The sequence below is a fragment of the Mycolicibacterium sp. XJ1819 genome (assembly GCF_053483675.1).
On the sequence record NZ_JBEFST010000019.1, the window covers coordinates 1 to 19,685 of the forward strand.

20 protein-coding genes are annotated in these 19,685 nt (G+C 66.5%); 14 read left to right on the top strand and 6 right to left on the bottom strand.

The features are described 5' to 3' along the window. The 11 genes from ABQE89_RS20190 to ABQE89_RS20240 form a co-directional block, all read left to right on the top strand. A partial coding sequence (locus ABQE89_RS20190; protein WP_448419881.1) for a CaiB/BaiF CoA transferase family protein occupies positions 1-1,203 on the top strand: 1,203 nt, incomplete at its 5' end. Between the two features lie 16 nt (positions 1,204-1,219). After that, positions 1,220-2,404, top strand: a complete 1,185-nt coding sequence (locus ABQE89_RS20195; protein ID WP_448419883.1) for a Zn-ribbon domain-containing OB-fold protein — start codon at positions 1,220-1,222, stop codon at positions 2,402-2,404. After that, positions 2,401-3,570: a thiolase C-terminal domain-containing protein gene (locus tag ABQE89_RS20200; protein WP_448419885.1), complete on the top strand. Its 1,170-nt coding sequence runs from the start codon at positions 2,401-2,403 to the stop codon at positions 3,568-3,570. Before ABQE89_RS20195 ends, ABQE89_RS20200 begins: the two co-directional genes overlap by 4 nt. Beyond that, complete coding sequence (locus ABQE89_RS20205) at positions 3,557-4,369, top strand: MlaE family ABC transporter permease (RefSeq protein ID WP_448419887.1); 813 nt, start codon at positions 3,557-3,559, stop codon at positions 4,367-4,369. Before ABQE89_RS20200 ends, ABQE89_RS20205 begins: the two co-directional genes overlap by 14 nt. A gap of 11 nt (positions 4,370-4,380) precedes the next feature. Then, positions 4,381-5,238 carry an MlaE family ABC transporter permease gene (locus tag ABQE89_RS20210; protein ID WP_448419889.1) on the top strand — a complete coding sequence of 286 codons (858 nt, stop codon included), beginning with the start codon at positions 4,381-4,383 and terminating at the stop codon, positions 5,236-5,238. A gap of 12 nt (positions 5,239-5,250) precedes the next feature. After that, positions 5,251-6,447, top strand: a complete 1,197-nt coding sequence (locus ABQE89_RS20215; protein WP_448419891.1) for an MCE family protein — start codon at positions 5,251-5,253, stop codon at positions 6,445-6,447. Further along, on the top strand, positions 6,444-7,469 hold the full coding sequence (locus ABQE89_RS20220) for an MCE family protein (protein ID WP_448419893.1): 1,026 nt from the start codon (positions 6,444-6,446) through the stop codon (positions 7,467-7,469). The genes ABQE89_RS20215 and ABQE89_RS20220 overlap by 4 nt, the downstream gene beginning before the upstream one ends. After that, the gene (locus tag ABQE89_RS20225; protein WP_448419895.1) at positions 7,469-8,572 is read left to right on the top strand and encodes an MCE family protein; all 1,104 of its coding nucleotides are present in this window, start codon (positions 7,469-7,471) and stop codon (positions 8,570-8,572) included. Before ABQE89_RS20220 ends, ABQE89_RS20225 begins: the two co-directional genes overlap by 1 nt. Beyond that, entirely contained in the window at positions 8,556-10,046 is a 1,491-nt protein-coding gene (locus tag ABQE89_RS20230) for an MCE family protein (protein WP_448419897.1), read from the top strand. The genes ABQE89_RS20225 and ABQE89_RS20230 overlap by 17 nt, the downstream gene beginning before the upstream one ends. Before the next feature lie 56 nt (positions 10,047-10,102). Continuing rightward, complete coding sequence (locus ABQE89_RS20235; protein WP_448420063.1) at positions 10,103-11,380, top strand: MCE family protein; 1,278 nt, start codon at positions 10,103-10,105, stop codon at positions 11,378-11,380. Beyond that, entirely contained in the window at positions 11,380-12,945 is a 1,566-nt protein-coding gene (locus ABQE89_RS20240) for an MCE family protein (protein WP_448419899.1), read from the top strand. The genes ABQE89_RS20235 and ABQE89_RS20240 overlap by 1 nt, the downstream gene beginning before the upstream one ends. Positions 12,946-12,963: 18 nt before the next feature. On the opposite strand, the gene ABQE89_RS20245 is transcribed toward ABQE89_RS20240, so the two are convergent. Next, positions 12,964-13,482, bottom strand: a complete 519-nt coding sequence (locus tag ABQE89_RS20245) for an Rv2253/PknI dimerization domain-containing protein (protein ID WP_448419901.1) — start codon at positions 13,480-13,482, stop codon at positions 12,964-12,966. A gap of 80 nt (positions 13,483-13,562) precedes the next feature. Between ABQE89_RS20245 and ABQE89_RS20250 the strand changes: the two genes are divergently transcribed. Then, positions 13,563-13,976 (top strand): hypothetical protein, encoded by a 414-nt coding sequence (locus ABQE89_RS20250; RefSeq protein WP_448419903.1) that lies wholly within the window; start codon positions 13,563-13,565, stop codon positions 13,974-13,976. Between the two features lie 123 nt (positions 13,977-14,099). Here ABQE89_RS20250 and ABQE89_RS20255 read toward each other — a convergent pair whose 3' ends face one another. Further along, on the bottom strand, positions 14,100-15,380 hold the full coding sequence (locus tag ABQE89_RS20255) for a cytochrome P450 (protein WP_448419905.1): 1,281 nt from the start codon (positions 15,378-15,380) through the stop codon (positions 14,100-14,102). Between the two features lie 158 nt (positions 15,381-15,538). Here ABQE89_RS20255 and ABQE89_RS20260 point away from each other — a divergent pair, with 158 nt between their 5' ends. Beyond that, a complete protein-coding gene (locus ABQE89_RS20260; RefSeq protein ID WP_448419907.1) occupies positions 15,539-16,195 on the top strand; it encodes a TetR/AcrR family transcriptional regulator in 657 nt (218 codons plus the stop codon). On the opposite strand, the gene ABQE89_RS20265 is transcribed toward ABQE89_RS20260, so the two are convergent. From ABQE89_RS20265 to ABQE89_RS20275, 3 genes are read right to left on the bottom strand one after another with little or no spacing between them, the layout of a single operon-like run. Beyond that, the gene (locus ABQE89_RS20265) at positions 16,153-16,608 is read right to left on the bottom strand and encodes an Rv2576c family protein (RefSeq protein WP_448419909.1); all 456 of its coding nucleotides are present in this window, start codon (positions 16,606-16,608) and stop codon (positions 16,153-16,155) included. The genes ABQE89_RS20260 and ABQE89_RS20265 overlap by 43 nt on opposite strands. A 53-nt stretch (positions 16,609-16,661) precedes the next feature. Next, on the bottom strand, positions 16,662-17,807 hold the full coding sequence (locus ABQE89_RS20270) for a thiolase family protein (protein ID WP_448419911.1): 1,146 nt from the start codon (positions 17,805-17,807) through the stop codon (positions 16,662-16,664). A 10-nt stretch (positions 17,808-17,817) separates the two neighbouring features. Further along, on the bottom strand, positions 17,818-18,237 hold the full coding sequence (locus ABQE89_RS20275; protein WP_448419913.1) for a Zn-ribbon domain-containing OB-fold protein: 420 nt from the start codon (positions 18,235-18,237) through the stop codon (positions 17,818-17,820). 94 nt (positions 18,238-18,331) lie between these two features. Here ABQE89_RS20275 and ABQE89_RS20280 point away from each other — a divergent pair, with 94 nt between their 5' ends. Continuing rightward, positions 18,332-18,757 (top strand): nuclear transport factor 2 family protein, encoded by a 426-nt coding sequence (locus tag ABQE89_RS20280; protein ID WP_448420065.1) that lies wholly within the window; start codon positions 18,332-18,334, stop codon positions 18,755-18,757. A 155-nt stretch (positions 18,758-18,912) separates the two neighbouring features. On the opposite strand, the gene ABQE89_RS20285 is transcribed toward ABQE89_RS20280, so the two are convergent. After that, positions 18,913-19,629: an enoyl-CoA hydratase/isomerase family protein gene (locus ABQE89_RS20285; RefSeq protein ID WP_448420067.1), complete on the bottom strand. Its 717-nt coding sequence runs from the start codon at positions 19,627-19,629 to the stop codon at positions 18,913-18,915. Positions 19,630-19,685: the final 56 nt, after the last annotated feature.

The window sequence follows — 19,685 nt, forward strand, 5'->3', positions numbered from 1 at the left end:
AGGCCACTGGACGGGTTCCGCGTCCTCGAGGTCGCGATGTACGGATTCGTGCCCTCGGCGGGCGCCGTGCTGCGCGAATGGGGCGCCGACGTGGTCAAGGTCGAGCACGCGGTGACCGGGGATCCGCAGCGCGGGTTGCGCCAGACCGGCCTGCTGCGGGTCGAGGGCGATCCCAACCCCAACATCGAGCACGCCAACCGCGGCAAGCGCAGCATCGGGCTGGACATGTCGGTGCCGGAGGGCAAAGAAGTCCTGCTCGAGTTGGCCCGGCGCTCCGATGTCTTCCTCACCAGCTTCCTGCCCGGACACCGGCAGAAGTTCGGCATCGACGTCGACGACATCCGGGCGGTCAACCCGAACATCATCTACGCCAGGGGCAGCGCGCTCGGACCCCGCGGCGCGGAATCGGTCAAGGGCGGTTACGACATGACCGCCTTCTGGTGTCGGGCGGGCACCGCGGCGACGATCACGCCACCGGGAACGCCGGGCATGGTCGGTCCGCCGGGGCCCGCCTACGGCGACACCATCTCGGGCACCAACCTCGCGGGTGGGATCACCGCGGCGCTGCTCAAACGGGAGCGCACCGGAGAGCCCTCGGTGGTCGACGTCTCGCTGCTGGGCAGCGGCCTGTGGTCACTGGGGCACACCGTCGCGCTGACCAAACACCTCGGCGAACGGATGGAGGCGTTCCCACCGGGCGTGCACGGCTCACCGATCAACCCGCTGGTCGGTCTGTACCCGACGGCCGATGACCGCTACATCTCGTTCGTCATGATGCAGCCGACCAAGTTCTGGGCCGACGTGTGCAGGCACATGGATCTCGAGGACCTCATCGACGATCCGCGCTTCGCCACCGTCGAGTCCATCGCCGAGAACACCGAAGCTGCCGCCGAGATCCTCAAGGAGGCGATGTCCAAACGGCCACTCGCCGAGTGGAGCGAAAGGTTCGCCACCCTGCTCGGGCCGTGGGCGCCGGTGCAGGACACCCTGCAGGCCGTCGAGGACGCGCAGATCCGCGCCAACGACTACCTGGTGCAAGCGGGCGAACTCGAGTTGGTCGCGAACCCGGTGCAGTTTGATGTCAGCGCCCCCGAAACCGGACCGGCACCGGCTTTTGCTGAGCAAACTGACGAAATATTGCTGGAACTCGGCTTGGATTGGGACCGCATCATCGAGCTCAAGACGGCCGGCGCGGTCACCTAGGTACGGAAGGTCATCTATGCCCTACGTCGCGTCCATCGGCACCTACCTGCCGTGTTGGGGCGCGCCCGGGGCGCGGGTGGTCGGCGACGACGAGGACGCCATCACCCTGGCCGTCGAGGCCGGCCGGGCGGCACTGCTGGCCAGTGGCGCGGTCGAACGGGTGGTGCTGGTCAGCAGGCACCTGCCGTTGCTGGAGAGCAGCAACGCGGCGGTGTTGCTGGCCGGTTTGGGGCTCGATCCCGAATTGGAGGTCGACGAGCGGCTCGGCGGGGCGCCGGCCACGCTCGACGCGCTGACGTCGGCGCGGCCCCGGACGTTGATCATCGGCAGCGACCTGGAACCCGCCGGGGCGGCGGCGGTGTTGACGTCCGAGCGTGGGCTCAAGGTCCGCACGGCCGCCCGGATCGCGCGCAGCCTTCCGGTGCGCACCCGCAATGCCGCCACCGGCGATGTGCACGACTACGGCGATCCGCGGCTGCTGCACGAACGGGGCCTGATCGCCTCGCTGGAGGCCGCCTGGCTGGATGTTCCCGCAGCCATCGCGGGGGTGGAGCACTCTCGCGCCGTGGAGTTGACCACGGGTGACCAGCCCGCGTTGCCCACGCTCGGTGCGAGTGCGAGCCTGTTCGCGCTGGCCGGAATGGCCGAGCGGGACCGGACCGGTCCGCTGGTGGCCGTCGAACAGGCCAGCCTGTCCGGTGTCACGGTGATCGGGGGGGTTGCGGAGTTGCACCGCCGCGAGCCCGCCGCGCGCCCGCTTCCCGACCGCGACTGCGTTGCCCGCGCCGACCTGCCGATTTCGCTGGCCGCCTATGAACGGGCCTTCGAAGCCAAGACCCGCTGGGAGGCCGGCAGGTTCCCCGGCAGCGCCGCACTGGACTTTCCGCCTCGCTACCGGCTGGCCGACGACTGCACGCTGTCCACCGGCTACGAGCTGATCCCGTTGCCGCGCACGGGCCGGGTGTACACCGAGACGACGGTGCAGATGCCGGTTCCCGGCCTGCGCACGCCGTACTCGCTGGTGATCGTCGAACTCGACGGCGTCGACGTGCGGGCGCTGGTGAAGGTGACCGGGGCCGAGCCGGGCACCGTCGACATCGGCGCCAGGGGACGGCTCGCGCTGCGCCGGGTGGCGGTGCGCTCGGGCGTACCCGACTACGGCTACATGTTCGAACCGGACCCGGCGGGAGTTCCCGCATGAGGAAGGTGGCGATCGTCGGCGCCGGAATGACCGCGTTCGGTGAGCATTTCGCACTCGGCATGAAGGACCTGCTGCCGATGGCGTTCGCCGAATGCGCGGCCAATGTGGACAAGGGCCTGACGAAGGCCGACATCGACGGCGCCTGGTTCGGTGCGATGGGCACCGCCGACGGGTTTCCCTCTGGGATCCTCGCCGACACCCTCGGGCTGCCGGACCTACCCGTCACGCGGGTGGAAAACTCCTGTGCCACAGGCAACGACGCGGTCCGCAACGCGTTGTTCGGTGTCGCATCGGGCGCGTTCGACGTGGCATTGGTCATGGGTGCGGACAAACTGCGCGACACCACGTCGAAAGACATGCTCTGGGCGTGGGAGTCGATGAACCGCGACATGGCCTGGGACTATCCGCTCGGGCTGGTCTCGCCGGGCGGGTTCGCGCTGCATGTCCGCCGCTATCTGCACGAGTCGCCGGCGACACGCGAGCACATGGCGATGGTCGCGGTGAAGAACCACCGCCACGGCGTGCACAACCCCAAGGCGCGGCTGCGCTTCGAGATCACCATCGCCCAAGCGCTCGAAGCGCCCACGGTCGTCACCCCGTTCGGGCTCTACGACTGCGCACCGCAGAGCGACGGCGCCGCGGCGCTGATCCTCGCCGCCGAAGACGTGGTGGACCGGTTCACCGACCGGCCGGTGTGGATCCGCGGCGTAGGTCTGGGCCTCGATTCGGTAATGCACCAACACAAGCCGGATATGACGACGCTGCCGGCCACGGTGCGCGCCGCGAAAAAGGCCTTCACCATGGCCGGAATGACACCGGCTGACATCGACGTCGCCGAAGTTCACGATTTCTTCACGGGCATCGAGCTGATCAGCTATGAAGATCTCGGCTTCGCCGAGCGGTTCGGGGCATACAAGCTCGTCGAGACCGAGGTGACCAGTGTCGGGGGCGCACTGCCGGTCAATCCCAGCGGGGGATTGAAGGCCAAGGGGCACCCTCCCGGGGCCACCGGCGTCGCGCAGTGCGTGGAGTTGTTCGCCCAACTCCGCGGGGAGGCGGCCAACCAGGTGGACGGAGCGCGAATAGCCTTGGCACACAATATTGGTGGTCCCACAGCAGTGGCAGCGGTGACAATCCTGGAAGGAGCCCCACATGGCGCGCGGTAGTGGGCCTGAGCGGTGGTCTGCGGGGTTGCCGCCGATTCGGAATTTGTCGGGTCCGATGCAGGCGGTGGGTGGGTTTTTTGCGATGTCGGCTGATGCGGTGCGGTTTGTGTTTGCGCGGCCGTTTCAGTGGCGGGAGTTGTTGGAGCAGTGTTGGTTTATCGCGCGAGTGGCGTTGGCGCCGACGTTGTTGGTGGCGATTCCGTTCACGGTGTTGATCAGTTTCACGCTCAATATCTTGTTGCGGGAGTTGGGTGCGGCGGATCTCTCGGGGGCGGGGGCGGCGTTCGGCGCGGTGACCCAGGTGGGCCCGATTGTGACGGTGTTGATCGTGGCCGGGGCCGGGGCGACGGCGATTTGTGCGGATTTGGGGTCGCGCACGATCCGGGAGGAGATCGACGCGATGGAGGTGTTGGGGATCAATCCGGTGCAGCGGTTGGTGACACCCCGGATGCTGGCCTCGGCGTTGGTGGCGTTGTTGCTCAACAGTTTGGTGGTGATCATCGGCATCTTGGGAGGTTATTCGTTCTCGGTGTTCATCCAGGACGTCAACCCGGGCGCATTCGCGGCGGGGATCACGTTGTTGACCGGGGTGCCCGAGGTGATCATCTCGTGTGTGAAGGCCACGTTGTTCGGGTTGATCGCCGGGCTGGTGGCCTGTTATCGCGGGTTGATCATCACCGGGGGCGGGGCCAAGGCGGTGGGTAACGCGGTCAACGAGACCGTGGTGTATGCGTTTATGGCGTTGTTCGTGATCAATGTGGTGGTCACGGCCATCGGTATCCGGATGACGACGGGTTAGGGCGTGCGCTGATGGGCACGATGACGATTCTGCGGTCGACCTATCCGCGGTTGACGCGTTCGGCGCGCCGGCCGGTGGAGGTGTTGGGTCGCATCGGCGATCACATGTTGTTCTATCTGCGCGCCCTGGGCGGGGTACCGCATGCGGGATTGCATTTCCGTAAGGAGATCGTTCGGTTGATCGCCGAGATCTCGATGGGTGCAGGCACGTTGGCGATGATCGGCGGCACGGTGGTCATCGTGGGATTTTTGACCCTGGCCGCCGGTGGCACGTTGGCGGTGCAGGGGTATTCGTCGTTGGGCAATATCGGCATCGAGGCGTTGACCGGGTTTTTGGCGGCATTCATCAACGTGCGCATCTCGGCGCCGGTGGTGGCCGGGATCGGATTAGCGGCCACCTTCGGGGCGGGGGTGACCGCGCAGTTGGGGGCGATGCGCATCAACGAGGAGATCGACGCGTTGGAGTCGATGGCGATCCGGCCGGTGGAGTATCTGGTGTCCACTCGCATCATCGCCGGGATGATCGCGATCACCCCGTTGTATTCGATCGCGGTGATCTTGAGTTTTGTGGCCAGCCAGTTCACCACGGTGGTGTTGTTCGGTCAGTCCGGCGGGCTCTATGACCATTATTTCGACACGTTTTTGAATCCGATCGATTTGTTGTGGTCGTTTCTGCAGGCGGTGTTGATGGCCATCACCATCTTGTTGATCCACACCTACTTCGGTTACTTCGCCTCCGGGGGCCCCTCGGGAGTCGGCGCCGCGGTGGGCAACGCGGTACGCACCAGCCTGGTCGTCGTCGTCTCGGTCACCCTGCTGGTCTCACTGTCCATCTACGGCGCCAACGGCAACTTCAACCTCTCAGGATAGGGTCACGCACCGATGAAGAGCAGTGCGGTACGACCGCTGACCGGCCTGGCCATGGTCGTGGCCATCGCCGCGATCGTCGCGCTGGCCATCAGCCTGTTCCGCGGCAGTTGGGCCGATACCGTTCCGGTGACGGTGATCTCGGAGCGCGCGGGCCTGGTGATGAACCCGGACGCGAAGGTCAAGATGCGCGGTGTCCAGGTGGGCCAGGTGTCCTCGATCGAGGAGCGGCCCGACGGCACCGCGGCACTTCATCTCGCGGTGGACAAATCCGCGCTGCCGCTTATTCCGGGCAACATCTCGGTCGACATCACCTCCTCGACGGTGTTTGGCGCGAAATTCGTCCAGCTGATCCCGCCCGCCGAGCCGTCCGCGGCGAAGCTGCGCCCCGGCCAGACCATCCAGAGCCAGCACGTGATGGTCGAGATCAACACGGTCTTCCAGCAACTCGTCACGGTGCTGGACAAGATCGACCCGGCCAAGCTCAACCAGACGCTGGGCGCGATCGCCACCGCGTTCAACGGCCGCGGTGAACAGATCGGCCAGACGTTGGTGGACTTCAACGCACTGCTGGCCGAGATCGAGCCGAGCCTGCCGAACCTCGCGCACGACATCGAGGCCTCGGTGCCCACCCTCGACGCCTATGCCGATGCGGCCCCCGACCTCCTCTCGACGATTCAGAGTGCGACGCAGGTGAGTAACTCGATTGTCGATCAACAGCACAACCTCGACGAATTCCTGGTCAGCGCAATCGGTCTGGCCGACCTCGGCAACGAGGTCATCGGTGGGAACAGCGACACGCTCGCCGAGTTGGCGCATGTTCTGGTGCCGACAACCCAGGTGCTGCACGACTACCGCGCGTCGGCGCGGTGCGGCATCGGGGGCCTGGTCCCGTTCGCCAAGTCGCCTCCTCAGTATGCGGCGGTGCTGGTGAACGCCGGCCTGACGCTCGGCGTGGAGCGGTATCGCTATCCGCGAGACCTGCCGAAGGTCGCCGCCTCCAGTGGCGGCGCCGACTTCTGCGACGAACTGGGTCTGCCCGAACTGCCCCCGGAGTTCGTACCACCGTTGATCGTCGGCGATGTCGGCGCCAACCCCGCCCAGTACGGGAACGAGGGCATCCTGCTCAACTCGGAGGGACTCAAGAACTGGTTGTTCGGACCGCTCGACGGACCGCCGCGCAACACCGCACAGATCGGAATGCCGGGATGACCCGATCCACCGGCACGCTCATCAAGTTCAGCATCTTCGGCCTGATCATGGCCATGCTGACCGCTTTCCTCTTCGTCGTGTTCAGCGAGTCCAGAACCGGGTCCACCGAGGGATATTCCGCCGTCTTCGACGATGCGTCCCGGCTGGAGACCGGCGACAGCGTGCGGATCGCCGGAATCCGCGTCGGCACCGTGCGCGGGGTGTCGCTGCAACCCGACAGAAAAGTCCTCGTCAAGTTCGACACCGACCGCACCACCAAGCTGACCACCGGGACGAAGGCCGCGATCCGCTACCTCAACCTGGTGGGCGACCGTTATCTCGAGCTCATCGACACCCCGGGGGCGGCCGAGATCCTGCCCGCCGGCGCGCAGATTCCCGAGGGCCGCACCGCCCCCGCGTTGGACCTCGACCTGCTGCTCGGCGGCCTGAAACCGGTTGTCCAAGGCCTTAATCCACAGGATGTGAACGCGTTGACCAGCTCGCTGGTCCAGATCTTGCAGGGCCAGGGCGGCACCCTGGAGTCGCTGTTCTCCAAATCGTCGTCGTTCACCAACTCGCTGGCCGACAACAACCAGGTGATCGAGCAGTTGATCGACGACTTGCGAAACGTGTTGGACACCTTGGCCAAAGACGGCGAGGAGTTCTCCGGGGCGATCGACCGGATGGACCGGCTGATCGAGGGGCTCTCGGCCGACCGCGACCCGATCGGTACGGCCATCGAGGCGTTGGACAACGGGACCACGTCGCTGGCCGACCTGCTGGGTCGGTCCCGGCAGCCGCTCGCGGGCACCATCGACTCGCTGAACCGGCTGGCGCCGCTGGTGAATCATGACCTGCCGCGCCTTGACGCCACCATCCAGCGGCTTCCCGAGATCTACCGCAAGCTCGCGCGGGTCGGCTCCTACGGCGCGTTCTTCCCTTACTACATCTGCGGCGTCACGTTCCGCGCCAGTGACTTGGAGGGCCGCACCGTCGTGTTCCCGTGGATCAAGCAGGAAACGGGAAGGTGCGTGGACGAGTAATGCAGAAATACCATGGCTCCCAACTGATGAAGGCCGGCTTCATCGGTGTCGTCCTGATCATCCTCGTCATCGCGGTGGGGTTGCAGCCCGAGCGGTTGCTGTCCTGGGCCACCTCGCTGCGCTATCAGGCACTGTTCACCGAGGCCGGCGGCCTCACCGTCGGCAACGATGTGACCGTGTCGGGCATCAACGTCGGCTCGGTCTCCTCGATCGAACTCGTCAACGGTGACGCGCTGGTGGGGTTCACCATCAACGGCAGGTATGCGCTGGGTTCGGACACCACCGCGCACATCCGCACCGGCACCCTACTCGGCGAACGGGTGTTGGCACTGGAGTCGGCGGGCACCGGTACGTTGGACCGGCGTCAGGTCATTCCGACGACGCGGACCTCCTCGCCGTACTCGCTGACCGACGCGATCGGCGATCTGACGTCGAACACCGCCGGCACCGACACCGATTCGCTCAACCAGTCTCTGGACACCCTCGCCGAGACACTCGACCAGATCGCGCCGCAACTGGGCCCGACGTTCGACGGTGTGTCCCGGCTGTCGCGGTCGCTGAACAACCGCAACGAGAGCCTGGCCGAACTGCTCAAGACGGCGGGCGATGTCACCGGGATCTTCGCCGAACGCAGCCAACAGGTGAACTCGCTGATCCTCAACGCCAACGACCTGCTCGCGGTGCTCAACGAACGCAGGCACGCCATCACCAGCCTCCTGGAGGCCACGGCAGCGGTTTCGCGCGAGTTGACCGGCGTGGTGGCCGACAACGAGCAGGAGTTGGCCCCAACGCTGCAACACCTCAACGAGGTGGCGGCGATGCTGGAGAGAAACCGCGACAACCTCGCCAAGATGCTGCCCGGAGCCGCGAAATACTATCTGACGCAAGGCGAGATCGTGGCCAACGGCGCCTACTACAACGCGCTGGTCCCGAACCTGATGTTCGGCCAGATCCTGCAGCCGTTCCTCGATTACGCGTTCGGGTTCAGGCGCGGTATCGACGCAGGCCAGCCGCCGGACAACGTCGGACCGCGAGCCGAGCTTCCCTTCCCCGTCAACGGCATTCCGCAGCCAGGAGATCTTCCCGATGATGGCAACCCGTAAGCGGCTGGTGGCCGGCACGGCCGTCCTGCTGGCCGTCGCCATGGTCGCCGGCGCCCTCTACCTTGTGCGCCAGGTGTTCTTCGGGCCGTACACCATCACCGCGTACTTCCCGACCGCGACGGCGATCTATCCGGGCGACGAGGTGCGGGTGTCGGGTGTGGAGGTCGGCACCATCGAGGCCATCACCCCCGAGGGCACCCAGACCAAGATGGTCCTGCGGGTCGACCGGGACGTGCCCGTCCCGGCCGATGCCAAGGCCGTGATCGTCGCGCAGAACCTGGTGGCGGCCCGCTACATTCAGCTCACGCCGGCCTATCGTCAGGGTGACGGGCCGACCATGCGGGACGGCGCGGTCATCCCGAGTGAGAGAACCGCAGTGCCCGTCGAGTGGGATGAGGTCAAGACCCAGTTGATGCGGCTGGCAACCGAGTTGGGGCCGAAGGACGGTTCGAGTGTGTCGGACACCTCGGTGTCCCGGTTCATCGACAGCGCGGCGAATGCGTTGGGCGGCAACGGCGCCAAGCTGCGCGAGACGATCTCCCAGCTCTCCGGCGTGGCCAGGGTGTTCGCCGAAGGCAGCGGCAATATCGTCGACATCATCAAGAACCTGCAGATCTTCGTCACCGCCCTGCGCGACAGCAAGGAACAGATCGTCCTGTTCGAGAACCGCCTGGCCAGTCTGACCAGTGTGATCAACGACTCCAGGTCGGATCTGGACTCCGCGCTCTCAGAGCTGTCGGTCGCGATCGGCGAGGTGCAGCGGTTCGTCGCAGGCAGCCGTGACCAGACCACCGAGCAGGTCCAGCGGTTGGCCAACGTGACCCAGGTTCTCGTCGACAACCAGCTGGCCCTGGAGAACGTCCTGCACATCACGCCGAACGCGATCGCGAACTTCCAGAACATCTTCTACCCGAACGGCGGTTCGGTGACCGGCGCCTTCTCGCTCGTCAACTTCTCCAACCCGGTTCAGATGTTCTGCGGAATGATCGGCGCCGTCGCGAACGTCACGGCACCGGAGACGGCGAAGCTGTGCGCCCAGTACCTCGGTCCGGCGCTGCGGTTGCTCAACGTCAACAACATCCCGTTGCCGATCAACGCCTATCTGAGGCCGTCGGTGAGCCCGGACCGGCTCATCTACACCGACCCCAAACTCGCACCCGGTGGGGCGGGGCCGGGCGATCCGCCTGTTGTGCCCCCAGCGGTGTCGGCCTACACGGGCATGGGCGATGTTCCACCGCCGCCCGGTTGGCATCAGCCGGCGGGCCCGCCGGGCCTCTATATGCCGGACAACGACGCCCCCGCGACTCCGTCGCCGGCGTTGTTCCCCGGTGCACCGCTGCCCGGTCCGCCCAACGTGATCTCGAACATCCCTGCGGCGGCACCGCCGACCGTCGAGGGGATGCTGCTTCCGCAGACTCCGGCACCGGTACCGCCGGGCGCACCACTGCTGCCGGCCGAAGGGATGGGGCCGTGACGACTCTGCGGATCCGGGCGAAGCGACTGGCCGTGGCCGGGTCGTGCCTGGCGTTGATGGTGACGGGCTGCTCGTTCCAGGGCATCAACTCGCTACCGCTGCCCGGCGCGGTCGGGCGGGGGACCGACGCGGTCACCTACCAGGTCGAGGTCGCCAATGTCGCGACGCTGGAATCGAATTCACCGGTCATGATCGACGACGTCGTCGTCGGCAGCGTGGGCAAGATGACGGTCGACCAATGGCACGCCAACGTCGAGATCTCGGTCAAGCCCGATGTGGTGATTCCCGAGAACGCCGTCGCGACCGTCGGTCAGACCAGTCTGCTGGGTTCGATGCACCTGGCGCTGAATCCGCCGCTCGGGGAGAATCCCAGCGGTCGGCTGGAACCCGGAGCCACCATCCCGTTGTCGGTGTCGTCGACCTATCCGTCCACCGAGCGCACTTTGTCGTCGCTGTCGACCGTTGTCAACGGCGGCGGGCTCGGTCAGATCAGCGACATCATCCACAATTTCAGTTCTGCGGTGTCCGGCCGCGAAACCGAGATCCGGGAGCTGCTCGTCCGACTCGACGACTTCGTCGGCGTCCTGGATTCGCAGCGCGACAACATCATCGCGTCCATCCAGCAACTCAAGAACGTCGCGGGCACGTTCGCCGGCCAGCGTGACGACATCGACCGCGCACTCAAGGAGATCCCGCCCGCGATCGACGTGTTGATCAAGGAGCGGCCGCAGCTGACAACCGCGCTGCAAAAGCTCGGCCAGTTCGGTGACACCGCCACCAACCTGGTCAACGATGCGGGCGACGACCTGGTAAAGGACCTGGAGAACCTCGGGCCCGCCCTCGGGGCGATCGCCGACATCGGACCGGATCTCAACCTCGCGCTGTTGTGGGCCACCGCGTTTCCCTACGGTCCCACCTTCGCCGACCGCATCACCAGAGGTGATTACATCAACCTGTTGGCCTCCTTCGACCTCACCTATCCGCGGTTGAAGAGGACGTTGCTGCTCGGCACACGGTGGGGCGACGAAAACGCCAAACTGATTCCGGCGCCGGGAGATCCGTACTACATGACCTACTCCTACAACCCGATGTCCATCGGCGTGGCACCGCCGCCGGAGTCCGCGCTTCCGCCTCCAGAGGCGGGGGAGTTGCCGATGCAGCCCGCCGCCGGGCCCCTGCTGCCTGTGGTCCCGCCGCCGCCGGCGGCGCCCTGGCTGCCGCAGTCGGCCTTGGCCACCTCGTCACAGATCTTCGCGGGTCCCTACGGAACCGGCGCGCCCGCACCGGCGGCGCCACCCACCGAGGTTCCGCCGACACCGGGAGGCGGTGGCTGATGCTGACACGCTTCGTCCGAAACCAGTTGATCATCTTCACCATCGCCTCGATCGTCGGCGTGGTCGTGATGATGTTCGTCTACATGCAGGTGCCGACTCTGCTCGGCATCGGCCGGCTCACCGTGACGCTCGAACTGCCCGCCGCCGGTGGGTTGTATCGCTTCAGCAACGTCACCTACCGCGGTGTGCAGATCGGGAAGGTGACCGACGTCAAGCTGACCGAGACCGGCGCGGAGGCGACGCTGTCACTGGACACCTCGCCGAAGGTCCCGGCCGATCTGCAGGCCGAAGTGCTCAGCGTGTCGGCGGTCGGCGAGCAGTACGTGGACCTGCGACCGCGTACCGACTCCGGGCCTTACCTGCAGGACGGTTCGCGAATCCCGGTCAGCGACACCACGATCCCGCAGGAAGTCGGTCCGATGCTGGAGCAGGTCAGTGCGCTGGTGGACAGCATCCCGCAGGACCGGATCGCGGATCTGCTCGACGAGTCGTTCAAGGCGTTCAACGGCGCCGGCCCCGACTTCCAGTCGCTGCTGGACTCCGCGGCCACGGTCAGCCGTGACGCCAACGCCGTGTCCGATCAGACGCGCGCGCTCATCGATGACAGTGGCCCCCTGCTGGATTCGCAGGTCGAGACCACCGACGCGATCCGCACCTGGGCGCGCAGTCTGGCCGGCGTCACGGGCCAGGTTGCGCAGAACGACCCGGAGATCCGGGCGCTGCTGCAACGCGGACCCGCGTTCGCCCAGGAGGTGTCGCAGCTGCTCGAGCAGGTCAAGCCGACGCTGCCGATCCTGCTGGCGAACCTCACCACCGTCGGCCAGATCCTGGTCACCTACAACCCGTCGATCGAACAACTCTTGGTGATCTTCCCCGGCATCATCGCCGCCCAGCAGTCGTTCGGCCTTCCCAGAAACAACCCCACCGGCCTGCCGATGGGCGACTTCGCGCTCACGATCAACGATCCGCCCCCGTGCACGGTCGGGTTCCTGCCTCCGTCGAGTTGGCGTACCCCCGAGGACACCACCACGATCGACACCCCGGACGGGTTGTACTGCAAGTTGCCGCAGGACGCGCCGATCGCGGTGCGCGGTGCGCGCAACTACCCGTGTATGGGTCACCCCGGGAAGCGGGCGCCCACGGTCGAACTGTGCAACGACCCGAAGGGCTACCAGCCGTTGGCGCTGCGTCAGCACACCCTCGGCGCGTATCCCATTGACCCGAACCTGATCTCACAGGGCATCCCGGTCGACGATCGGGTCGACTTCGAGGAGCGGATCCACGCGCCGGTGGGGGGTACCCCATTGCCGCCCGGTGCGCTGCCGTCGGGCACGCCGCCCGGCGTACCTCCGCCGGCGGCACCGGTACCGGCCGCCGATGGCGGGGCCGTGCCCGCCGCGCCGAGTGCGTTCGGCGGCAACGGGTCTGCGGGCCCGACCGTCGCCGCCGCTCCGTATGACCCGCGCACCGGCCAGTACATGACAGCGGACGGTCAGCTGCAGAAGCAGACGAACCTGGCCGCCGACGGGGCCCCGAAATCGTGGCAGGACCTGTTGCCGACCTGAGTCGGCAACAGCGGGGAGTTAAGAGAGCTTCTCCACGCGTACGGGTAGCTCGATGACCACGGGTTTGTTCACCCCGCACGCGCCGCTGGCGCTCTTGGTCAGGTTGCGGCCGGCGAGGAGCTGCATGTTCGTCGTCAGCCGCCCGTTGGTGAAGGGGTCGACGCCCCAGAGGATGAACTTCTGATGCCCGGGGGCGAAGGTGCCATCGGGACACGGCACCCAGTCGGGAATGTCGTGGTCGATGTACCAGAAGTCGTTGAGCCGCGCGGTACCCGTCCAGCCCCGGTCGCTGTGCACCACGCCGGTGCATTCGATCGGGCTCACGCAATCGCTTGTGACGGTCCAGGTCTCGATCACCGTCTCCTGGTCGTAGAAGACCTCGTTGCCCTTGGCCCACTCGCCGTCGGAGACCACCCGGTAGGTGCCCTCGAGCTCGACACCGAAGTTCGAGGCCGACGCCGGCGTCGCCACGGCCAGGCTTCCGGCAATCGTGCACACCGTCGCGGCCACACCGCCGATCAAAGCTGCTGCGCGCATGACTGTGAGCCTAGTAGGTGCCCGGAGCTATGTTCTCCAAAGGTGAGAATTTCGTTGCCGGTCATGGGAAAATAGCGAACGTGCGATCTCTCGCGACAGTGCTTGCTGCCTTCACCATGGTCGGCTCGATGGTCGGTCTGGCCGCCGCCCCGCCGTCGGCCGCGCAACCGCCACCCGCGCCGCCACCGCCAAACGGCGAGTGTCACTATCCCGAATGCACACCCGGCATCCAGCCCGGCGTCGTGCTGGGGTCCTACTGCAACAACACCACCTACTATGCGTTCGGCGTCACCTCATGGGGCCGGTTGGTGTTCTGCGGTTCTCCGCGGCGATACGAGCCGCGGTGGTTCCGCTCGCCGGAAATGCACGGAATCAAGCTCGAGGGTGACCTGTGCCCCTCCCTGGACGGCGAAGTGGCCCAGGCGCCCGATGGTCTGTTCCTCACCTGCGTCGCCAAGGACGGTCGGGCCTTCTGGGAACGCGGCAACCTCTAGCCTCGTAGAGTCGGCCCCCCAAACGCCGAGCAGACGCAAAGTCAGCGTGATTTCAAGGGTTTTCGCTGATTTTGCGTCTGCTCGCGCCAGTGGTGGGCGCCAGATGTGAGGTGGGTGTGCGGGCTACCCGACCGGGTCGAACTCGATGTTCAGTTCGGTCAGGCCGCGCAGGATGAAGGTCGGCTCGTAGACGTACTCACGGTTGTCGATGGGCCCGTGCTTCTGCTCGCTGATCCTGATGTCGCCCAACCGGTCCAGCAGTCGCTCGATCGAGACCCGGCCTTCCACCCGCGCGAGGGGGGCGCCCGGGCAGGAGTGGATGCCGCGGCTGAACGCGATGTGCTCGCGGACGTTCTTGCGCTCCAGCGAGAACTCGTGCGGGTCGGCGAAGCGCTGGGGGTCGCGGTTGGCCGCGCCCGGGCTGACCATCACCGTCGTGCCGGCGGGCACCGGGGTGTCGCCGAGTTGCGTTGTCTTGCGGGCCATCCGGAACACGCTCTTGACCGGGCTGTCCAGCCGCAGGCACTCCTCGATGAAGATCGGGATGAGGTTGCGGTCGGCGCGCAATTGCTCCTGGATGTCGGGGCGGTCGCCGAGGACGCGCAACGCCGCGCCCAGCAACTTGGCGGTCGTCTCCTGGCCCGCGGCGAACAGGAACGTCGCGGTGCGGACGACGTCGAGGACGTCGGGGGTGGAGCCGTCGGGGTACTTCGCGGTGGCGATCGACGTCAGCACGTCGTCACGGGGCGACTCGCGACGTTCCTCGATGTAGCGGACGAACTTGTCGTCCGCCCACTCCAGCGGGTTGGTGGCGATGACCTCGTGATCCAGGCCGCCGATGTTGGTACCGGGCCGCTCGGCGCCGAACGCCTCGCGGAAGTCCTCGTGGTCCGACTCCGGAACGCCGAGCAGATCGGCAACGACCAGAAGCGAGAACGGTTTCGCATATGACGCCAGGAACTCGCAGCGGCCGTCGGCGATGAACTCGTCGATGTGGCGATCGGCCAGCCGCCACATGAAGTCCTCGTTCTCCTTGAGGCGCTTGGGGGTCAGGAGCCGAGACAGGATGGACCGCGCATCGGTGTGCTGGGGAGCATCCATCGTCACCATGTGCTCGAACATGGGGATCTCGGTGCGGTGCTCCTCGATCATCCCGCTGATGTCGTCGCCCTCGGGCGTGAACGGCAGGGGCGTGAACGGTCCCATCACCGCGACGCACGACGAGTAGTTCTCGCTGTCCTTGTAGACGGCGTTGGCCGCTTCCCAACCGGTGACCGCCAGCACCCCGTTGTTGATCGGACAGCAGACCGGATCCTTGGCGCGAATGTGGTCGTAGTACGGGTGGGGGTCGGGCACCAACGAGGGATCGGTGAAGTAGTCGACCGAGTCGAAGTCTGTGGTCATTGTCTGAGCCTCCATGGCTGTGGCGGACGTGTGCCGAATCCCGGTTTAGCGAATATGCTGAGCACCTGCTTAGCATGGGGTTAAGGTCAGGGTCAAGATCATCCGGGTGCGCCGCCATTACCATCGGCGTGTCGACGCGACGACGAGCAGGGAGTGGCATGGCATCGGCCCGACGGATCGGGGCGCCGGACGCGAAGAACCGCGGCGTGTTGATCGACGCTGCCGAGCAGCTGCTTCTCGATGAGGGGTACGCGGCGGTCACCTCCCGACGGGTGGCCGACAAGGCCGGGCTCAAACCGCAACTCGTGCACTATTACTTCCGCACCATGGAGGACCTGTTCCTCGCGGTGTTCCGGAGGATGGCCGAGGCCGGGCTGGAGGTGCTGACCGCGGCGCTGGACTCGCCGCAGCCGCTGTGGGCGCTGTGGCGGTTCAGCACCCAGCCCGAGGCGACCCGCCTGACCATGGAGTTCATGGGACTGGCCAACCGCCGCACGGCGCTGCGCGACGAGATCGTCTACTACGCCGAGCGTTTCCGCGAGGAGCAGAACAAGGCGATCACGGCCGTGCTGCAGCGCTACGGCGTACCGACCTCCGAGGTGCCGCCCGTGGTGTGGACGGTGTTCGCGACCAGCGTCTCGCAGGCGCTGGTGATGGAGCGCGCGCTGGGCATCACCACCGGCCACGCCGAGACCTTCGCGTTCTGTGAGCAATGGATTCGGCGGCTGGAGGGCGAGCCACGGGAAGAGGGCGACCAGTCGTCGCCGGGGGGTCACCAGTTGCGGATGGAGCAGAGCGCGCCCTTGGGTCCCTGATGGGTGGAGACGACCACGCCGTCCACTGCGAGGACACAGTGGACGTTGGGGGTCGCCGATCCTTGGCCGCTGGTCGCCGTGACCATCGCCCACTCGTCGGGGTTGGCCAGTTGCACGTCGAGGTTCCACTGCGTGTCGGGGCCGACGTTGGCCTTGACCTTGGGACTGAAGACGTAGGGGTTGTGGCTGTAGGCCGCCCAGTTCGGTGGGTCGACATCGCGGAAGTAGATGTCGACGTGCGTCGGTTGCTCGGCGAAGATCGTGTACTTCACGTCGTGCAGCGGCGCCGGCGGCGGCTCCTGCGCGCTCGCGGGAGCCGCCGCGAGGACACCCCCGCCGAGCGTTAACACAGTTGCCGACAGCAGCCGGAGCAACGTGGTGCGCTCCGGGACGCGCTGCACTCGAGACATCATTGGCGAATGTTAGAACGATGTCGGGCGGCCTGGGCCTGAATCGCGATCCGCATCTACCGGCTCACGATCGTCGCCGACGCGGTGCCGGGTGCGCCGTACACCTGCGCCAGGCCCACCTTCGGTTCCCCCGGCACCTGACGTTCGCCCGCCTCGCCGCGCAGTTGGCGGACCAGTTCGTGCACCTGTCGCAGCCCCGACGCGCCGATCGGCTCGCCGTTGGCGATCAGCCCGCCGTCGGTGTTGACCGGAATGCTGCCGAAGATCTCGGTTTCGCCGTCGGCCAGCAATTTCTCCTGCTCGCCGTCGGCGCACAGGCCCGTCTCGGCCATGTGGATCACCTCGGCGCCCGCGTCGGTGTCCTGCAGTTGCGCGATGTCGACGTCGTCTGGTCCGATACCCGCGGCCTCGTAGGCGGCCTTGGCGGCATACACGGTCGGTGAGGGATCCTCGTCCAGTGGCGCGGAGGTGGCGTGCACCTCGTAGGCCCCGTACGTGCGGGTGCGGATCTCGCTCGCGCGCACGAACACCGGCTTGTCGGTGTACTTGTGCGCCAGGTCGCCCCGGCACATGATCACCGCGGCCGCGCCCTCGTCGGGGGCGCAGAACATGTATTGCGTCAGCGGATAGTTCAGCACTGCCGAGTTGAGAATCTGATCGACCGGGATCTCTTTGCGGCGGAACGCGTTCGGGTTCAGTGCGCCGTTGCGGAAGTTCTTGTTGGCCACCCGCGCCAGGGTTTCCTGGGAGATGCCGTGCTTGTGGATGTAGTGGTTGGCCTTCATGCCGAAGAACTTGGTGGTGACGAACTGACCGTTCTCCGCATACCACTGCGGCAGTGCGAGTTTGGCCGGATCGTCGGTGAACGCGCCGCGTGGGTGCTTGTCCAAGCCGATGGCGATCCCGATGTCGTACTTGCCGAGGCGGATGGTGTCCGCGGTCTGCTGGATGGCCGAAGCGGCGGTGGCACAGGCATTGAACACGTTGGTGAACGTGATGCCGGTCAGCCCGACCAGCCGGGTGACGGCGTCGGGGTTGGACACTTCGTAGCTGCCGCCGAAGCCGAACTGGATGTCCTTCCACTGCACCCCGGCATCGGTCAGTGCCAGCTGGATCGCTTCGGCACCCATCTGCATGGCCGTCTTGTCGAACCGGCCGAAGGGATGCAGCCCCACGCCGATGATGGCGACGTCGTTGGTCATCGGGTCCTCTCTAGACCGGTTGGAACGCGAACGTGACGAGTTCGTTGCCCTCGTCGTCGGTGGTGAACGGCACCATGGTGAGTTCGACCGGCATGCCGAACGCCAGTTTCTCGGGGTCGTTCTCGGTGAGACGACCCTCCACCCGGATCACGTCGTCGAGTTGCACCAGGCCCACGCCGAACGGCACGAAGTCCTCACCGGTCGGGCCCTTGTAGGGGGGACCGGGCGGAAAACCCTGGGTGGTCCACGCGACCAGGGTGCCGCGCCGGGGCAGCAGCACCTCGGACATGTCGTCGCCGCTGCACTTCGGGCAGCGCTGCTGAGCGGGGAAGGTGGCAGCTTGGCATGTGCCGCACCGACTACCGATCAGCTGCGGGTTCTCATCGGGCCACGTGGAGATGTCGGGAGCGAGCGCTTTCTGGGTGGACACAGGGTGACCATAATCGGAAATGACGTTCTCGTCTAGAGAGAACCCGTTGGCCACAATCGCCACGTCGGTGCAGGAGTTCTGGTTAGCTGCCCGTGTGGATACCGACAAGGCCGAGATCGCAGGGGTGTTGATCCGCTACGCCACCGGAATCGACTTCAAGGACTGGGCGCTGCTGCGCACCTGCTGGACCGATGACGTCGAGGTGGACTACGGCGAGGTCGGGCAGTTCTCCGGTGTCGACGCGATCACCGATCTGATGGAGAAACTCCACAAGGGGATGGGTCCGACCTATCACCGGCTGTCGAACTTCACCATCGCCGTCGACGGTGACGGGGCGACGGCACGGTCCTACGTGCACGCGGTGCTGCAGGCCGTTCCCGACGACCCGGCGAGTTGGGTTGACGCGCTGGGCCATTACGACGACGAGCTCGTCAGGACGGTCGATGGCTGGCGCATCGCACGGCGCACGATGCAGATCGCGCGGGTGCAATCCGGCGCCGCGCCGGGTTCGCGGCCATGACGGAGTTCGCCGCGAAATACGGGCGATGGGCGCTCGACGTGCGTGGTCGTACACCCCTGATGGTTGTGCTTGTCCGCAGGTGACCGTGCGCAAACTTGGATCGTTTGCCGGCGTGTCGCCCGCAGACGCGCACGGTCGGCAAAAAAGGGGGCGGGTTACTTGCCGCGCCTCATCACCTTGTCGGCGGCCGCCCAGTGTTCGTCGGCGACCCACAACCGGGCGAATGCGGCTACTGCCTCGGTCGTGGTGGCGCCCTTCATCACCCGCTTGATCTCGCCGGCGGGGCGGCTCGCCAGGGCGAGCGCCATTGCGCGCCAATCGGATTCGAACGACTCACGGGGCAGCACCCGGTCGACCAGTCCGATGCGTTCGGCCTCCGCGGCGTCGATCACGGTGCCGGTGCCGGCCAACAGCAGGGCCTTGCTGTAGCCGACAAGCGCCACCAGTCGCTCGGCGCCGCCCCACGCCGGCATGATCTCCAGCGCCACCTGATTGAAGCCGATCTTGATGTCGTCGGCGGCCAGCCTGATGTCGGCCGACACCGCGAACTCCGCCCCACCACCGAGCGCGTGCCCGTTGAGCGCGGCGATGGTCGGGCCGTCGAACGCGGCGATGCGATCACAGATCGCCCGCATCCGCCACGCCATCGCCGCCGCCTCGAGTTCGGTCCGCAGCGCGCTGAGCTCCTTGAGGTCGCCACCGGAGACGAACGCACGGTCACCGGCGCCGGTGACGACGAGCGCGCGTGCCTCGTGTGCACCGTCGAGCGCCTTCTCCAACTGGCCCATCGTCTCCAGGGAGATGGCGTTGCGCGCCTGTGGGCGGTCGATGGTGATGACCGCCAGCCCGTCAACTATCTCGAGGTCGACCATTTGATCCATTCTCCGAGCACGGTATTGGCATTCTCGTCTACGGAGAATAGCATCGC

Bases quoted from the DNA above. Each gene is read 5' to 3' on its own strand.
- ABQE89_RS20195 (WP_448419883.1), top strand. From the start codon at position 1,220: ATGCCCTACGTCGCGTCCATCGGCACCTACCTGCCGTGTTGGGGCGCG.
- ABQE89_RS20285 (WP_448420067.1), bottom strand. From the start codon at position 19,629: ATGGTCGACCTCGAGATAGTTGACGGGCTGGCGGTCATCACCATCGAC.
- ABQE89_RS20205 (WP_448419887.1), top strand. From the start codon at position 3,557: ATGGCGCGCGGTAGTGGGCCTGAGCGGTGGTCTGCGGGGTTGCCGCCG.
- ABQE89_RS20210 (WP_448419889.1), top strand. From the start codon at position 4,381: ATGGGCACGATGACGATTCTGCGGTCGACCTATCCGCGGTTGACGCGT.
- ABQE89_RS20255 (WP_448419905.1), bottom strand. From the start codon at position 15,380: ATGACCACAGACTTCGACTCGGTCGACTACTTCACCGATCCCTCGTTG.
- ABQE89_RS20230 (WP_448419897.1), top strand. From the start codon at position 8,556: ATGATGGCAACCCGTAAGCGGCTGGTGGCCGGCACGGCCGTCCTGCTG.
- ABQE89_RS20220 (WP_448419893.1), top strand. From the start codon at position 6,444: ATGACCCGATCCACCGGCACGCTCATCAAGTTCAGCATCTTCGGCCTG.
- ABQE89_RS20265 (WP_448419909.1), bottom strand. From the start codon at position 16,608: ATGATGTCTCGAGTGCAGCGCGTCCCGGAGCGCACCACGTTGCTCCGG.
- ABQE89_RS20235 (WP_448420063.1), top strand. From the start codon at position 10,103: ATGGTGACGGGCTGCTCGTTCCAGGGCATCAACTCGCTACCGCTGCCC.
- ABQE89_RS20260 (WP_448419907.1), top strand. From the start codon at position 15,539: ATGGCATCGGCCCGACGGATCGGGGCGCCGGACGCGAAGAACCGCGGC.
- ABQE89_RS20240 (WP_448419899.1), top strand. From the start codon at position 11,380: ATGCTGACACGCTTCGTCCGAAACCAGTTGATCATCTTCACCATCGCC.
- ABQE89_RS20245 (WP_448419901.1), bottom strand. From the start codon at position 13,482: ATGCGCGCAGCAGCTTTGATCGGCGGTGTGGCCGCGACGGTGTGCACG.
- ABQE89_RS20225 (WP_448419895.1), top strand. From the start codon at position 7,469: ATGCAGAAATACCATGGCTCCCAACTGATGAAGGCCGGCTTCATCGGT.
- ABQE89_RS20270 (WP_448419911.1), bottom strand. From the start codon at position 17,807: ATGACCAACGACGTCGCCATCATCGGCGTGGGGCTGCATCCCTTCGGC.
- ABQE89_RS20200 (WP_448419885.1), top strand. From the start codon at position 2,401: ATGAGGAAGGTGGCGATCGTCGGCGCCGGAATGACCGCGTTCGGTGAG.
- ABQE89_RS20215 (WP_448419891.1), top strand. From the start codon at position 5,251: ATGAAGAGCAGTGCGGTACGACCGCTGACCGGCCTGGCCATGGTCGTG.